Annotated in this window: 15 protein-coding genes; 9 read left to right on the top strand and 6 right to left on the bottom strand. The window is 69.3% G+C overall.

Going from position 1 to position 15,628, the window contains the following annotated elements:
- The first annotated feature begins 109 nt into the window (after window positions 1-109).
- The 3 genes from AC07Y4_RS19580 to phnX are packed head-to-tail and all read left to right on the top strand — an operon-like array spanning window position 110 to window position 3,826.
- A complete protein-coding gene (locus AC07Y4_RS19580; RefSeq protein WP_487848022.1) occupies window positions 110-1,819 on the top strand; it encodes a putative 2-aminoethylphosphonate ABC transporter permease subunit in 1,710 nt (569 codons plus the stop codon).
- On the top strand, window positions 1,819-2,952 hold the full coding sequence (locus AC07Y4_RS19575; RefSeq protein ID WP_487848021.1) for a TIGR03364 family FAD-dependent oxidoreductase: 1,134 nt from the start codon (window positions 1,819-1,821) through the stop codon (window positions 2,950-2,952). The genes AC07Y4_RS19580 and AC07Y4_RS19575 overlap by 1 nt, the downstream gene beginning before the upstream one ends.
- A 40-nt stretch (window positions 2,953-2,992) precedes the next feature.
- Window positions 2,993-3,826, top strand: a complete 834-nt coding sequence (phnX, locus tag AC07Y4_RS19570; RefSeq protein WP_487848020.1) for a phosphonoacetaldehyde hydrolase — start codon at window positions 2,993-2,995, stop codon at window positions 3,824-3,826.
- 271 nt (window positions 3,827-4,097) lie between these two features.
- Here phnX and AC07Y4_RS19565 read toward each other — a convergent pair whose 3' ends face one another.
- Window positions 4,098-4,550: a GNAT family N-acetyltransferase gene (locus tag AC07Y4_RS19565; protein WP_487848019.1), complete on the bottom strand. Its 453-nt coding sequence runs from the start codon at window positions 4,548-4,550 to the stop codon at window positions 4,098-4,100.
- Between the two features lie 98 nt (window positions 4,551-4,648).
- On the opposite strand from AC07Y4_RS19565, the gene AC07Y4_RS19560 reads away from it, so the two are divergent.
- Window positions 4,649-5,917, top strand: a complete 1,269-nt coding sequence (locus tag AC07Y4_RS19560; protein ID WP_095948262.1) for an MFS transporter — start codon at window positions 4,649-4,651, stop codon at window positions 5,915-5,917.
- A gap of 21 nt (window positions 5,918-5,938) precedes the next feature.
- On the opposite strand, the gene AC07Y4_RS19555 is transcribed toward AC07Y4_RS19560, so the two are convergent.
- Window positions 5,939-6,304: an Imm1 family immunity protein gene (locus tag AC07Y4_RS19555; RefSeq protein ID WP_487848018.1), complete on the bottom strand. Its 366-nt coding sequence runs from the start codon at window positions 6,302-6,304 to the stop codon at window positions 5,939-5,941.
- A gap of 46 nt (window positions 6,305-6,350) precedes the next feature.
- Entirely contained in the window at window positions 6,351-6,737 is a 387-nt protein-coding gene (locus tag AC07Y4_RS19550; RefSeq protein WP_487848017.1) for an energy transducer TonB, read from the bottom strand.
- A 224-nt stretch (window positions 6,738-6,961) separates the two neighbouring features.
- Here AC07Y4_RS19550 and AC07Y4_RS19545 point away from each other — a divergent pair, with 224 nt between their 5' ends.
- Together AC07Y4_RS19545 and AC07Y4_RS19540 are read left to right on the top strand one after the other, a co-directional pair.
- On the top strand, window positions 6,962-7,384 hold the full coding sequence (locus AC07Y4_RS19545; protein ID WP_354345540.1) for a tripartite tricarboxylate transporter TctB family protein: 423 nt from the start codon (window positions 6,962-6,964) through the stop codon (window positions 7,382-7,384).
- Window positions 7,385-7,394: 10 nt separating this feature from the next.
- A complete protein-coding gene (locus AC07Y4_RS19540) occupies window positions 7,395-8,918 on the top strand; it encodes a tripartite tricarboxylate transporter permease (protein WP_487848016.1) in 1,524 nt (507 codons plus the stop codon).
- A gap of 47 nt (window positions 8,919-8,965) precedes the next feature.
- Here the strand turns inward: AC07Y4_RS19540 and AC07Y4_RS19535 are convergent, their stop codons facing one another.
- Window positions 8,966-10,384 (bottom strand): aminotransferase-like domain-containing protein, encoded by a 1,419-nt coding sequence (locus AC07Y4_RS19535; RefSeq protein ID WP_487848015.1) that lies wholly within the window; start codon window positions 10,382-10,384, stop codon window positions 8,966-8,968.
- 99 nt (window positions 10,385-10,483) lie between these two features.
- Between AC07Y4_RS19535 and AC07Y4_RS19530 the strand changes: the two genes are divergently transcribed.
- The 3 genes from AC07Y4_RS19530 to AC07Y4_RS19520 are packed head-to-tail and all read left to right on the top strand — an operon-like array spanning window position 10,484 to window position 12,703.
- Complete coding sequence (locus AC07Y4_RS19530; protein WP_056573062.1) at window positions 10,484-10,672, top strand: DUF2970 domain-containing protein; 189 nt, start codon at window positions 10,484-10,486, stop codon at window positions 10,670-10,672.
- Window positions 10,672-11,397, top strand: a complete 726-nt coding sequence (locus AC07Y4_RS19525; protein ID WP_307638396.1) for a c-type cytochrome — start codon at window positions 10,672-10,674, stop codon at window positions 11,395-11,397. Before AC07Y4_RS19530 ends, AC07Y4_RS19525 begins: the two co-directional genes overlap by 1 nt.
- Window positions 11,398-11,404: 7 nt before the next feature.
- Window positions 11,405-12,703, top strand: coding sequence for a c-type cytochrome (locus tag AC07Y4_RS19520; protein WP_487848014.1), 1,299 nt, complete (start codon window positions 11,405-11,407; stop codon window positions 12,701-12,703).
- A 21-nt stretch (window positions 12,704-12,724) separates the two neighbouring features.
- On the opposite strand, the gene AC07Y4_RS19515 is transcribed toward AC07Y4_RS19520, so the two are convergent.
- Window positions 12,725-14,164 carry an 8-oxoguanine deaminase gene (locus AC07Y4_RS19515; protein WP_487848013.1) on the bottom strand — a complete coding sequence of 480 codons (1,440 nt, stop codon included), beginning with the start codon at window positions 14,162-14,164 and terminating at the stop codon, window positions 12,725-12,727.
- On the bottom strand, window positions 14,161-15,576 hold the full coding sequence (locus AC07Y4_RS19510; RefSeq protein WP_487848012.1) for a nucleobase:cation symporter-2 family protein: 1,416 nt from the start codon (window positions 15,574-15,576) through the stop codon (window positions 14,161-14,163). The genes AC07Y4_RS19515 and AC07Y4_RS19510 overlap by 4 nt, the downstream gene beginning before the upstream one ends.
- Window positions 15,577-15,628: the final 52 nt, after the last annotated feature.

The following is a 15,628-nucleotide window of genomic DNA, read 5'->3' as shown; positions in this document are numbered from 1 at the left end:
TCCCGCAGCGAAATCAAGGAGGAGGGCGAAGCCCGGGGGACATTCGCGGAGGGAAGTACCCGGTGGCCTGTGCACGCGCCCTGAACAACGACACCAAAAGAACAACAACATGAGCACCCCTTCCGAAGCCCTCGCCCCGATCGCCATCCCACGTTCGAATCACTTCGACCGCGAACGCTGGCTCACCGGCGCCGCCGTGCTGCTCGTCGTGCTGCTGCTCGTCGTGATCGTCGCGCTCCCCGTCGGCGCGCTCGTCGGCCAGAGCTTCTACGACCGCGCAGGCAGCTTCGTCGGCCTGACCAACTTCGCGCGCTACCTCGAGAGCCCCGCGCTCGTGCAGTCGGCCTTCAACAGCGTGCTGCTCGCGGTGATCAGCGCCGTGCTGTGCACCGCCATCGCCTACGTGTACGCCTACGGCCTCACGCTCTCGTGCATGCCCGCCAAGGGCCTGCTGCGCGCCGTGGCGCTCATGCCGCTGCTCGCGCCCTCGCTGCTGCCGGCCATCAGCCTGATCTACCTGTTCGGCAACCAGGGCCTCTTCAAGGGGCTGCTGGGCGACCTGTCGATCTACGGCCCGCTGGGCATCGTGCTCGGCTCGGTGTTCTGGACGCTGCCGCATGCGCTGCTGATCCTCACCACCGCCATGGCCACCTCGGACGGGCGTCTGTACGAAGCCGCGCAGACGCTGGGCGCTTCGCGCTGGCGCATCTTCCGCACCGTCACGCTGCCCTCGTCGCGCTACGGCCTCATCGTGGCCGGGATGGTCGTGTTCGTGCTGGTCATCACCGACTTCGGCGTGCCCAAGGTCGTGGGCGGCCAGACCGGCGTGCTCGCGACCGACATCTACAAGCAGGTGGTCGGCCAGCAGAACTTCCAGATGGGCGCGGTGGTCGGCCTCGTGCTGCTGATTCCGGCCGTGCTGTCGTTCCTCGTCGAGCGCCGTGTGCGCCGCAAGCAGGCCGCCGCGCTGTCGGCGCGCGCCACGCCCTACCAGCCCGAGCCCGTGAAATCGCGCGACCGCGCACTGCTCGTGTTCTGCACGCTCACCGCCATCGCCATCGTCGTGATGATCGGCATGGCCGTGTTCGCCTCGCTCGCCAGCTACTGGCCCTACAAGCTCACACCGTCGCTGAAGAACTACGACTTCAGCAACATGGACGGCGGCGGCTGGGGCAGCTACGGCAACTCGCTGCGCCTGGCGCTGTGCGCGGCCGTGGCGGGCGCGCTCGCCACCTTCGTGTCGGCCTACTTCGTGGAGAAACCGCGCCACTTCGGCCTGCTGTGCGAGCTGCTGAACCTGCTGGCCAACCTGCCGCTGGCGGTGCCGGGGCTCGTGCTCGGCGTGGGCTACATCTTCTTCTTCAACTCGGCGGCGAACCCGCTGCACGGGCTGTACGGCGGCATGGCGATTTTGGTGATCTGCACCGTGGCGCACTTCTTCTCGGTGGCGCACCTCACCTCGCTCACCGCGCTGCGCCAGCTCGACCGCGAGTACGAGCTGGTGTCCGAATCGATGGGCGTGCCGTTCTGGCGCACGCTGTGGCGCGTGCACCTGCCGGTGGCGCTGCCCACCGTGCTCAACGTGGCCGGCTACTTCTTCGTCAACGCGATGACCACCGTGTCGGCCGTCGTGTTCCTCTATTCGCCGCAGACCACGCTGGCCGCCATCGCCGTGCTCAACATGGACGATGCCGGCGACGTGGCACCCGCCGCCGCCATGGCCTCGCTCATCATGCTCACGGCCGCCGTCGGCCGCGGCCTGTTCGCGCTGGCCGGGCACTGGGCGCTGAAGCGCACGCAAGCCTGGAGACAACGTTGATGAACCCCAGCTTGTCCGTCGACAGCTTCGACGTGATCGTGGTCGGCGCCGGCATCGTCGGCCTGGCCCATGCCTACACCGCCGCGCAGCGCGGCCTGCGCGTGTGCGTGGTCGAGCGCGATGCCGCGTGCCTGGGCGCATCGATCCGCAACTTCGGCTTCATCACCGTCACCGGCCAGGCGCCGGGCGACATGTGGCGCCGCGCGATGCATTCGCGCGACGTGTGGCAGGCTATTGCGCCGCAGGCCGGCATCGACATCGTGCACCGCCACCTCTGGCTTGCGGCGTACCGGCCCGAGGCGCATGCCGTGCTCGAAGCCTTCCTGCGCACGCCGATGGCCGAGGCCTGCGCGCTCATCGACGCCGTGGACGCGCAGGAGCGCGCGCCCGGCCTCAACCTTGCGCAGGCGCGCTCGGTGCTGTTCAGCCCGCACGAGCTGCGCGTCGAGTCGCGCACCGCCGTCGGCCTGCTCGCGCGCTGGCTGGCCGAGGTGCACGGCGTCGTGTTCCGCTTCGGCGAGACCGTGCACGAGGTCGAAACCCCGCGCGTGCGCACCTCGCGCGGCACCCTGCGCGGCGAACGCGTGGTGGTCTGCACCAACACCGAACTGCACGGCCTGTTCGCCGGCCGGATCGCCACGCACGACCTCACGCTGTGCCGCCTGCAGATGCTGCGCGTGCAGCCCGAGGCCGGCTTTCGCCTGCCGGGCGCGGTGATGACCGACCTGAGCCTGGTGCGCTACGAGGGCTACAGCAGCTTGCCCGAAGCGGCGGCGCTGCGCGAGCGGCTGATGCAGGAAGAGCGCGCTTCGCTCGACCACGGCATCCACCTCATCGTGGTGCAGAGCGCCGACGGCTCGCTGGTGGTCGGCGACTCGCACCACTACGGCGACGCGCCCGAACCCTTCGCCATCGAAGCGGTCGACCAGCTCATCCTGCGCCACCTGCGCAGCACGCTCAACCTCGAGACCGCGCAAGTCACCGAACGCTGGACCGGCGTGTACCCGTCGTCCAAGACCACGCCCTGCGTGATCGACGCGCCCGACGACGCCACGCGCGTGGTGCTGGTCACCAGCGGCAGCGGCGCGAGCACGGGCTTCGGCATTGCCGCCGACGTGTTCGACGCGTGGTGAGCATCACCGCCTTCTTCATCCCTTTTCTTCTTTCGTCGCCATGAACGCCCATCACCATGCCAGGCTGCAGGCCGTCGTCTTCGACTGGGCCGGCACCATCCTCGACTTCGGTTCTTGCGCGCCCATGGGCGCTTTCGTGAAGCTGTTCGCACAGTTCGGCATCGACATCACCATCGACGAGGCCCGCGCCCCGATGGGCATGGCCAAGTGGGACCACATCAAGGCCCTGGGCACGCAGCCGCGCATCGCCGCGCAGTGGGAAGCCGAGCACGGCCATGCCTTCAGCGACGCCGACGTCGACCGCCTGTACGAGGTGTTCACGCCGATGAACGCGGCCAGCGTGCGTGACCACACCGACTTCATTCCGGGCGCCCTTGAGGCCGTCAACGCGGCGCGCGAGCGTGGCCTGAAGATCGGCTCCACCACCGGCTACAACCGCCCGATCATGGACGTCGTCACGCCGCTCGCCGCAGCCGGCGGCTACGAGCCCGACAACCTCGTGTGCGCGGGCGACCTCGCGGCGGGCCGCCCGTCTCCGCTCATGATGTACCGCTGCTTCGCCGACCTCGGCGTGTGGCCGCCGCACACCGTCGTCAAGGTCGACGACACCGGCGTGGGCCTGCAGGAAGGCCTCAACGCCGGCACCTGGGTCGTCGGCGTGTCGGTCAGCGGCAACGTCAACGGCCTGACGCTGGCCGAGTGGCAGGCGCTCGACGCCGACAGCCAGCAGGCCCGCCGCGCCCGTGCCACCGCCGAGCTGGAAGCCGCCGGCGCGCACTACGTGATCGACAGCGTGGCCGACCTGCCGAACGTGCTGGAAGACATCGAGCGCCGCCTGCAGGCCGGCGAGCGCCCGGAAGTCCTCTTGCGCTGAAGCAGAAAGTTCGTTTTACCGACGGTGGCTGGCGCTGCCGTCCGACTTGACGCGCCACTTCGCGGGCTTAGCATGCGCCGCATGCGAAGCACAGCCTTTGTTCTTCTGCTCTGTCTCGGCCTGCTGACCGCGGCCTGCGACGGCAAGCGCAAGCCCGGCACTCCGATGCCGAAGGCCTTCTTGTCGTCAAGTGTCGTGGTGATGATGGCGCCTGCGCCGTGCGTGGGCTGAGGCTGCCGGGGCGTTCAGCGCACCGGCCGCGGCGAACGTCTCAGGACGGGACGTACGCCAGCACTTCATCGCCCGCTGCATCGAAGGCCCCCGTGGGCTTCCAGCCCAGGTGCCGGTAGAAGCCGTGCGAGCGCACCTGCGGATCGGGCGAGCAACCCAGGAAGAGCCGCTGGAAGCCCAGCCTCTTGAACTCTTCGACCATCAGCGTGAGCAGCGCCTTGCCGATGCCCTGGCCTTCGTACGCAGGCAGCAGCGCCAGCACGCCGATCTCGCCGGTGTCCCGCTCGCCGAAGCAGTAGCCGGCCAGCACGCCATCGGCGAGGGCCACGTAGCCGGGCAGGGAGCCGTCGGCGATGCCGGCTTGCCAGCTCTCCAAGGTGATGCCGAGCGCCTTCAGCTCGTCGACGGAGAAGGCGTTCTCTCGCGTGCGGCCTCGCAGGTCGAGGCACGCGGGCGTGTCTTCGGGAATGGCTTGTCTGTAGGTAATTGGCATGCGTCGGATGCTCGAGGGCGCACGCAGCAGGCGGCGCGGCCTTCCGCGAGAATGCCACACGACGTGCGCCACCCGATGCACGCGTGGAGACAAGAAGAATGAAGACGACCCCAGAGACAACCATCGTCCACCAGCCCGACTCGCGCTACGCCATGGTGCGCCTGGCGCTCACGCTGCTGGTCATGACGGTCGGCAGCAGCGGCATGTACGTGGTGTCGGTCATGCTGCCCGCCGTGCAGGCCGAGTTCGGCGTGGCGCGCGCCGATGCCTCCATGCCCTACACGCTGCTGATGCTGGGCTTCGGTTTCGGCGGCGTGCTCATGGGCAAGCTGGCCGACCGCATCGGCGTGATGAAGCCGCTGCTGATGGGCTCGGTCTTCCTGGCCGCCGGCTACATCGCCACGGGCCTGTCGGAAGGCATCGTGTCCTTCACCGTCGCGCAGGCGCTGCTGGTCGGCCTGCTCGGCAGCTCGGTGGCCTTTGCGCCGCTGGTGGCCGACACCTCGCTGTGGTTCGTCAAGCGGCGCGGCATTGCGGTGGCGGTGTGCGCCAGCGGCAACTACCTGGCGGGCGCGGTTTGGCCGCCCATCGCGCAGCACTTCGTCGAGCAGGTGGGCTGGCGCCAGACCTACATCGGCATGGGCATCTTCTGCGGCGTGACGATGGCGCTGCTCGCGCTGTTCTTCCGCGCACGGCCACCGGCACTGGCCGAGGTGGCGCCGGTGTCGCAGGTGGCGGGCAGCACCCTGGTGCGCGACATGACACGGCCCTTCGGCCTGAGCATGGGCACGGCGCAGGGCCTGCTGTGCGTGGCGGGCGTGGCCTGCTGCGTGGCGATGGCGATGCCGCAGGTGCACATCGTGGCTTATTGCGGCGACCTGGGCTACGGCCCGGCGCAGGGCGCGATGATGCTGTCGCTGATGCTGGGTTTCGGCATCGTGAGCCGGCTGGTGTCGGGCGCCATCTGCGACCGCATCGGCGGGCTGCGCACGCTGATGCTGGGCGGCGTGCTGCAGTGCGTGGCGCTGCTGCTGTTCCTGCCCTTCGACGGGCTGGTGCCGCTGTACGTGATCTCGGCGCTGTTCGGCCTGTTCCAGGGCGGCATCGTGCCCTCGTACGCGATCATCGTGCGCGAGCACTTTCCGCCCAAGGAAGCCGGCGCGCGCGTGGGCACGGTGCTGATGTTCACGCTGTTCGGCATGGCGCTGGGCGGCTGGATGTCGGGCAAGGTGTTCGACCTGACGGGCAGCTACCACGCGGCCTTTTTGAACGGCATCGGCTGGAACCTGGTGAACGTGAGCATCGCGGCGTTCCTGCTATTCAGGGTGCGCCGGATGCGACGGGGTGGGGTGGCGGTGGCGGCCTGAGGCCGCGAAAGATCGCGCCGCCTAGCTGTCGCACCACGTGATCGACTCGGGCCGCGCGCCGTTGCGGTCGCGGAAATCGACGAGGGCCTGGCGGCAGTGTGCGACGTCGATGCACCACGCGAGCGGGTACTCGTCGACCTGTCCGTTGCTCAACGTGAAGACTCCCAGGCCGGGCCGGTGTGGGTCGCCCGACGACCTGAAGCCGCTGTCACCCGGCTCTCGGAGGTACATCAGCCATGCGTTCTCGCCGTTTCGCAGCATGCACATCGACGGGCCGTCGGGCACGGAGACCCACAACTCGAACCGGGAGGTCGACTGGATCAGATCGAGCGCACGGGCCCACGGGGCCGGCGCCGAAATGTCCAGCAAACGCTCGTCGAGCGTCATCTGAATCACGTGCGGCATCTCGTGCCTTGCGTCCGGACGGGCGTTTCTAATTCATCGTCGGCTGCTGCGGCGGCGACGTGATGAAGAACCGGATCGGCACTTCCCGCCACACCACCGTGCCGTCGTCCGGCGTCGGCTTGAAACGCCACGTGCGGACGGTCTCGACGGCCGAGCGGTCCAGCCGTGTGTGGCCGCTCGATTGCTTCACCTCGACGCTGGCCGGCAGGCCGTCCGGCGTGGTGCGCACGCGCAGCAGCACCATGCCCTGTTCGCCATTCAGGCGCGATTCGGCCGGGTAGGGCGCGTTCGGGTTGGGTGGCTGCGGTGACCACTCGCCAGGCGCCGGCGGCGGTGGTGCTGCGCAGGCCGTCAGCAAGGCGGCAACAGCGCCCGCCAGGAGCGCGTGTCGGGGAGCGTGGCGTGGTGTCTTCATTGGTGTTCCGCAATCCTTCGCAAGGAGGCCCCGCGCATTGTGACCCGGGCGCGTTTGCCGCCTTCGCGCCCGGTACGTAGTTCCCCTCGCGGCGTCGTCAGATTCCGATCAGCTTGCAAAAAGAGCATCGATCCGTCCGGCGACTCCCTCCGGACGGAGACACGCCCGCACCGGTTTCACCGGTCGCGGGCGCATTCGAATCACAACACTCCGTGAGCGTATGAATGAAAAATAGAAACCTTGTCAGAGGTCTGTTCCTCATGGCGATCGCGCTGGCCTTCGGCCTGACCGCGCTGCGCTATCCCATCGGCGACTTCAGCCGGGCGGGGCCGGGCCTGTTCCCCGTGATGGTGAGCAGCCTGCTGCTGCTGATCGGCGTGGCCACCGTGGTCCGGTCGTTCGTGGTGGCGCCGGTGACGCTGGACCTGAACTTCAAGAACATCGGACTCATCCTGTCGAGCCTGTGCGGGTTCGCGCTGATCTCGATGTACGTGAACATGATCGCGGGCATCGTCTTCATGGTGTTCTGTTCGGCCTTCGCGGGCAGTTCCAACTCGTGGCTGCGCAACGTGAAGATCTCGGCGGGCCTGATCGCCATGGCGCTGGCGCTGCAGAAGCTGCTCGGCCTGAACCTGCCGCTTTTCTGAGGCCACGACCATGACGGAAGTCCTGAACAACCTGGCGTTCGGTTTCTCGCACGCCCTGACACTCCACAACCTGATGTACTGCGCCATCGGCTGCACGGTGGGCACGCTGGTCGGCCTGCTGCCGGGCCTGGGGCCGCTGGCCACCATCAGCCTGCTGCTGCCGCTGACGTATTCGATTCCCACCACCGGCGCGCTGATCATGCTGGCCGGCATCTACTACGGCGCGCAGTACGGCGACAGCGTGAGCGCGATCACGATGAAGATCCCGCACGCCAGCAGCATCGTGGCCTGCATCGACGGCTACGCGATGACGCTCAAGGGAAAGACGGGCCTGGCGCTTTTCACGGCGGGTTTCTCCAGCTTCATCGGCGGCACGGTCGCGATCCTGGTGCTGTCGTTCCTGGCGCCGACGCTGGGCGAAGTGGCCTTCCTGTTCGGCCCGGCGGACTACGTCGCGATGATGCTGGTGGGCTTCGTGTGCGTGAGCTTCGTGACCACCGGCAGCCTGCTGAACGGGCTGGCGATGTGCATGATCGGCGTGCTGCTGGGCACCATCGGCACCGACGTGAACAGCGGCATGGCGCGCTTCACGATGGACATGCCGTTCCTGACCGACGGCGTGGGCATCGTGAGCATTGCGCTGGGCTGCTTCGGCATCGCCGAGATCACCAAGAACCTCGACTCGCGCGAGGAGCGCTCGCCCTTCAACGGCAAGATCAACCTCATCCCGACCTGGGCGGAGTTCAAGCGGATCATTCCGAGCGCCTTGCGCGGCAGCGTGGTCGGCTCCATCCTGGGCATCCTGCCCGGCGGCGGCCCGACCATTGCGCAGTTCGCGGCCTACGCGCTGGACAAGAAGGTCAGCAAGTACAAGCACGAGATCGGCACCGGTTGCATCGAGGGCGTGGCCGGCCAGGCGGCGGCCGACGAGGCGGCGGCGCGCACGAGCTTCATTCCGCTCATGAGCATCGGCATTCCCGAGAACGCGGTCATGGCGCTGATGCTGGCGGCCTTCATCATCAAGGGCATCCAGCCGGGCCCGAACATGATCGCCAGCCACCCCGAACTGTTCTGGGGCCTGGTGGCCAGCATGTGGATCGGCAACGTGTTCCTGCTGGTGCTGAATGTGCCGCTGGTGCGCTACTGGCTCTCGGTGTTCAAGATCCCGTACAGCGTGCTGTTCCCGTCGATTTTGTTCTTCTGCTGCATCGGCACCTACAGCGTGAACAACAACCTGCAGGACGTGTTCATCACCGCCGCGTTCGGCTTCATGGGCTACATGTTCATGCGGCTGGAGCTCGACGCCGCACCGCTCATGCTGGGCTTCATCCTCGGGCCGATGCTCGAGGAGAACTTCCGCCGCGCGATGCTGCTCAGCCGCGGCAGCTTCGGCACCTTCGTGTCGCGGCCCATCAGCGGCACGCTGCTGGGGCTGATCGCGGTCTTCGTGGTGTGGCAGCTGGTGGCGTTCGTGCTGCAGGCGCGCAAGAAGAACGGGGCGCCGGCGCCGGTCGCGCTGGAACCGCAAGAGTAGGTCGACAGGCCCGAACAACGCCCGCCCCTTCGGCGGGCGTTGTCGTTTCAGCTCGCTTCTGCCACGAGCCGCCCGAGCGTCTGCAGGGCCTGCTCGCTGTGCGCGTCCCACGCGTGGCCGTAGTTCAGCCGCAAGCAGTTCGAGAACGCACGCGTGGCCGAGAAGATCGGCCCTGGCGCGACGCTGATGCCGCGCTCCAGCGCCAGGCGATGGATCTCCAGCGCATCCACCTGCGCCGGCAATTCGACCCACAGGAAGTACCCGCCCAGTGGCCGCGTGGCGCGCGTGCCCGCCGGAAAGTAATGGCCCACGGCCTGCGTGAAGCTGGCCTGCTGCATCGCCAGCGTCTGGCGCAGCTTGCGCAGGTGCTTGTCGAAGCCGCCCTTCTCGAGGTAGTCGGCCAGCGCCAGCTGCGCGGGCACCGAGGTGCTGAGCGTGGTCGTGAGCTTCTGGCGCGCCACCTTGCGCGCGAAGCGCCCGGCCGAGGCCCAGCCGATGCGGTAGCCGGGCGCGAGGCTTTTCGAGAACGACGAGCAGTGCAGCACCAGCCCCTGCGTGTCGAAGGCCTTGGCCGGCGGCGGGCGGCGCTCGCCGAAGTAGAGCTCGGCGTACACGTCGTCCTCGATGAGCGGCAGTTCGTGGCGCGCGAGCAGTTCGACCAGCGCCTTCTTCTTCGCATCGGGCATCAGGCTGCCCAGCGGGTTCTGGAAGGTGGTCATGAGCCAGCAGGCGGTCGGCTTGTGCGCGGCGATGGCCTGCGCCAGCGCGTCGAGGTCGATGCCTTCGCCCGGGTGCGTCGGCACCTCGATGGCGCGCAGGCCCATGCGCTCGAGCGCCTGCAGCGCGGCATAGAAGGTGGGCGACTCGACGATCACCGCGTCGCCCGGCCGCGTCACGGCCGAGAGGCACAGGTTGAGCGCTTCGAGCGCGCCGTTAGTGACGACGATCTCCTCGGCCGGCACCGGCAGGCCGTCGGCCAGGTAGCGCAGCGCGATCTGTCGGCGCAGGGCGGCGCTGCCGGGCGTGAGGTCGTCCACGGTGCGCCACGGGTCGAGCGCCTTGGCGCTGGCCGCCATGAACTGGCCCAGCCGCGCCAGCGGAAACAGCAGCGGGCTCGGAAAGGCCGAGCCGAAGGGCACGACCTGGCGCGACATGCTGGCTTCGAGGATGTCGAACACCTGGTCGCTCACCTCGAGCGCGCGCGGGCCTTCGGCGGGGCGCGAGGTGAGGGTGGTCTCGGGCGGCGCGTCGCGCAGGCCGCCGCCGGCCACGTAGTAGCCCGAGCGGTCGCGCGCGCGCACCAGCCCGCGCGCCTCCAGCAGGTAGTAGGCTTGGAACACGGTGGAGGCGCTCACGCCGCGGCTGCTGCCCGTGTGGCGCACGGAGGGCAGGCGGTCGCCGGTCTTGAGGGTGCCGTTGCGGATCGAGGCCTCGATGTCCGAGGCCAGGGCTTCATAACGCTTCATCGGTGGGCCGTTGTCATTCGCGGGGACTCTAATCTGATATGGTGAATCGAGCTGGATCTGCATCTGTTTTTTTTGCCCCGTTTGCGCGACAGTGGACCCATGTTCAATCTGATGCGCGCGGTGCGCGCCGTACTCTGGAGCTTCATCGGGCTGGGCGGCCGCCGGGCCGACGCCGACAAGCGGACCGCCCAGCTGGGCATCCTGCCGCTGATCGGCGTGGGGCTGTGCATGGCCCTGCTGCTGATCGCGGGCCTGCTGGCCCTGGCGCATTTCGCGGCAGGCACGTGATGAAGGCCGTGCTCCACCGGGCAGCGCTGGCCCTGGCGCTGCTGCTGCCGCTTGCCCCGGTTGCGGCGCAGGCTGCCACCACCACCGTGCCCGACACCATCGAGCAGCGCGTGGCCGCCTGCATCGCCTGCCACGGGCGCGAGGGCGCCACCACCAACGCCGGCTTCTTCCCGCGCCTGGCGGGCAAGCCGGCGGGCTACCTGTTCAACCAGCTTGTGAGTTTTCGCGACGGGCGCCGTTTCAACAGCGACATGACCTACATGGTCCAGCACCTGTCGGACGACTACCTGCGCGAGATGGCCGACTACTTCGCCAACCTGTCGTTGCCGTACGCGGCGGTCTCGCCGCAGAGCGACGCCTCGCCCGAGCAGCTGCGGCGCGGCCGGCAACTGGCGCTCGAGGGCGACGCCGCGCGCCAGATCCCGGCCTGCGTGCAGTGCCACGGCGCCGCGCTCACGGGCGTGCAGCCGGCCATTCCGGGCCTGCTGGGCCTGCCGCGGCTGTATGTGTCGTCGCAGCTCGGCGCCTGGCTCACCAAGGAGCGCCATGCGCCCGCGCCCGACTGCATGGCGCAGATCGGTCAGCGCATGACCACCGCCGACATCAACGCCGTGGCCAGCTGGCTGGCCGTGCAGCCGATGCCGGCCGACACCCGCCCGGCGGCCTCGCTGCCCGCACCGCTGCCCGTCACCTGCGGCGGCATGCCCACCGCGGCGAAACCCTGAGAACCCGATGACCGCGCGATTGAGACATTTCGGCTGGGCCCTGCTGGGCCTGGTCACCCTGGCGGCCGTGTTGGCCGGCGTCGTGCTGGCGCTGAACCTGCGCGGCGAAGACCCGCTGCCCGAGCGCGCCGAAGCCTTCGACGCCACGCCGCAACTCGTCGAGCGCGGGCGCTACCTCGCGCTGGCGGGCAACTGCGCCGGCTGCCACACCACGCGCGGCGGCCAGCCCTACGCGGGCGGCGTGCCGCTCGAAACGCCGTTCGGCACCATCTACGCGACCAACCTCACGCCCGATGCGACGCACGGCATCGGCGGCTGGAGCAGCGCGCATTTCTGGCGCGCCATGCACAACGGCCGCAGCAAGGACGGGCGCCTGCTGTACCCGGCCTTCCCGTACCCGAACTTCACGCAGGTCACGCGCGAAGACTCCGACGCCCTGTACGCCTACCTGCGCAGCGTGGCGCCAGCCGACACGGAAAACAAGGCACACCGCCTGCGCTTTCCGTACGACACGCAGGCCGCGCTCGCGGTGTGGCGCGCGCTCTCGTTCAAGCCGCAGCCCTTCGTGGCGAACGCGAACAAGCCGGCCGAATGGAACCGCGGTGCCTACCTCGTGGGTGGGCTGGGCCACTGCATCGCCTGCCACGGCAGCCGCAACTCGCTGGGCGCGACCGAAACCAAGCTGGGGCTCTCGGGCGGCCTGATCGCGGTGGAGAACTGGTACGCGCCCTCGCTGGCCGATCCGCACGAAGCGGGCGTGGCCGACTGGCCCGCGGCCGATGTCGTGGCGCTGCTCAAGAGCGGCACCGCCCCGCGCGGCTCGGTGATGGGCCCGATGGCCGACGTCGTGTTCCGCAGCACGCAGTACCTGAGCGATGCCGACCTGGGCGCGATGGCCATCTACCTGAAGGACCTGCCCGAGGCCGTGAAAAAGGACGCCCCCGAAGCAACCAAGGCCCCCGCCGCGCCGGTGCGACGCGACGCCGGTGCGATGGTGCGCGGCGCCAAGATCTACGACCAGCGCTGCGCCTACTGCCACGGCGACCAGGGCCAGGGCGCGGCCGGCGCCTACCCGCCGCTCGCGGGCAACCGCGCGGTGACGATGGCGCGGCCCACCAACCTGATCCAGGTGGTCGCGCACGGCGGCTTCCTGCCCGCCACGGCCGGCAACCCGCGCCCCTACGGCATGCCGCCGTTCGGGCACGCGCTCGACGCCACCGAGGTGGCCGAGGTGCTCACCTACATCCGCGGGTCGTGGGGCAACAACGCCGCGCCGGTCACGCAGCTGGACACCATGCGCCGCTGACGCGCACGGCGCACCGCTTTTTCAGGCGGTGTGCGGATGGCGCGCACTCTCGTACAGCGTGCGCGCCAGGTCGCGGTGCGTCGCCAGCAGCGGCGCCAGCTCGAAGCCCGTGAAGCGCCCGTCGCGGATGCGGACCACGCCGTCGATCACGCTCAGCGCGGCCGCCACCGGCGTGCAGAACACCAGCGCCGCGACCGGGTCGTGCCAGGCGCCCGCGTGGTCCACGCCGCGCATGTCGAAGGCCACGAGGTCGGCCGACATGCCCGGTGCCAGCGCACCGATGTCGTCGCGCCCGAGCACGCGGGCGCCGCCGAGCGTGGCGATCTCCAGCGCCTCGCGCGCCGTCATGGCGGCGGGGCCGTAGCCCACGCGCTGCAACAGCATGGCCTGGCGTGCCTCGCCCAGCATGTGCGCGCCGTCGTTCGACGCGCTGCCGTCCACGCCCAGGCCCACGGGCACGCCCGCGCGCCGCATGGCCCCGATGGGCGCGATGCCCGAGGCCAGCCGCATGTTCGAGCACGGGCAGTGCGCCACGCCGGTGCCGGTGCGCCCGAAGAGCGCGATGCCGGCGTCGTCGAGCTTCACGCAGTGCGCGTGCCACACGTCGTGGCCGACCCAGCCCAGGTCTTCGGCGTACTCGGCCGGCGTCATGCCGAACTTCTCGCGCGAGTACGCCACGTCGTTGTCGTTCTCGGCCAGGTGCGTGTGCAGCGACACGCCGCGTTCGCGCGCCAGCTCGGCCGACAGCCGCATCAGGTCGCGCGACACCGAGAACGGCGAGCAGGGCGCCAGCACGATGCGGCGCATCGAATGGCGCGCGGGGTTGTGCCAGCGGTCGATGAGGCGCTCGCTGTCGCGCAGGATCGCGGCTTCGGTCTCCACCACCTCGTCGGGCGGCAGGCCGCCGGCGCTGCGGCCCACGCTCATGCTGCCGCGCGCCGCGTGGAAGCGCATGCCCATGGCGTCGGCCGCCTCGATCGAGTCGTCGAGCCGTGACCCGTTCGGAAACAGGTAGAGGTGGTCGCTGGTGGTGGTGCAGCCCGAGCGCATGAGTTCGGCCATCGCGGTCTGCGTCGACACGCGGATCATCTCGGGCGTGAGCCGCGCCCACAGCAGGTACAGGTGGGTGAGCCAGCCGAAGAGCTCGGCATCCTGTGCCTCGGGCACGGCGCGCGTGAGGCTCTGGTACATGTGATGGTGCGTGTTCACCAGTCCGGGCATCACGACATGGCCGTGCATGTCGATGGCCTCGGCCTGGCCGCTGCGCAGCGCGTCGAGGTAGGGCGTCGGCAGCTCGGCCGTGGCGCCCACCCAGGCGACGGCGGGGCCGTTCATCACCACGGCGCCGTCGGCGATCTCGCGCCGGGCGGCGTCCATGGTGACGAGCACGTCGGCGTGCCGGACGATCAGCAGCGGCGGGCGCTGCGGCGAAGAGGAAGAAGGTGGATTTTGAAAAGTCATTCGGAGCCGTGCGAAGTGCGCGCCGCCATCGCGAAGGAGCGTTCCTTCGACAGCACGCCGTTGTAGAAAAGATTGAGCAGCACCGCGGCCAGCGTGCCCAGCACGATGCCGCTGTGCGTCAGCGGGTGGGTCCAGGCGGGGAAGTGCTGGAAGAAATTGGGCGACAGCGTGGGGATCAATCCGAGCCCGATGGAAATGGCGATCACGTACAGCGCATGGCGGTTCTGCGCATAGTCGATCGCGCCCAGGATGCGCACGCCCGTGGCCGCCACCATGCCGAACATCACGATGCCCGCGCCGCCGAGCACGAACTGCGGCACCGAGGCCACGATGTGCGCGATCTTCGGAAAGAGCGCCAGCGCGATCAGCATCAGGCCACCGCCCGCCGCCACGTAGCGCGAGCGCACGCCTGTCACCGTGACCAGCCCCACGTTCTGCGAGAACGAGGTGTACGGAAAGGTGTTGAACACGCCGCCGATGACCGTGCCCAGCCCGTCGGCGCGCAGCCCGCGCGTGAGCGCGTCGGTCGTCACCTTGCGGCCGGTGATCTCGCCCAGCGCGAGGAACATGCCGGTCGATTCGACCAGCGTGATGAGCATCACGATGCACATCGAGGCGATGGCCGTGAGCTCGAAGCGCGGCAGGCCGAAGTGGAAGGGCGTGGTCACGGCCATCCAGCTCGCTTCTTCGAGCCCGTCGAAGTGCATGCGCCCGAGCGCCAGCGACAGGCCCACGCCGAACACGATGCCCAGCAGCACCGCGATGTTGGCGATGAGGCCCTTGCCGAAGCGCGTGATCGCGATGATCACCGCCAGCACGGCCGCGGCAATCGCCAGGTTCACGGGCTCGCCGTAGGCCGGGTTGGCCACCGCGTGCGCCACGCCGTCGACCATGCGGGTCGCGGTGGGCTGGCCGCCGGCGGCCCAGTTGATGGCCACGCCCATGAGCGACACGCCGATCAGCGTGATGACCGTGCCCGTGACCAGCGGCGGAAACACGCCCAGCACGCGCCCCATGAGCGGCGCGACGAGCATGCCGAACACGCCCGCCACGATGGTCGCGCCGTAGATCGCGGGCAGGCCGAGCGAGGGGTCCATGCCGATGGCGATCATCGGCCCGACCGCCGCGAAGGTCACGCCCATCATCACCGGCATGCGGATGCCGAAGCGCCAGAAGCCGATGGCCTGCACCAGCGTGGCGATGCCGGCGGCGAACAGGTCGGCGTTGATGAGGAAGGCGATGTCGGCCTTCGAGAGGCCGAGTGCACCGCCCACGATGAGCGGCACGGCCACCGTGCCCGCGTACATCACGAGCACGTGCTGCAGGCTCAATGCGCCGCAACGGGCGAGCGGAAGCTTCTGGTCGACCCCTTCGCCGTCTCCTGCGGGGGTCTTTTTATCGTTCGAGAACATGGGAACCTTTCCTGCCGATGAACCGGCGCGGCAGTCTAGGAGCGATGTCTTT

The organism is Variovorax sp. GW460-12-1-14-LB1, assembly GCF_059423605.1.
Note: the sequence above shows the minus strand (reverse complement) of the source record. Positions and strands in the feature narration are given on the sequence as shown.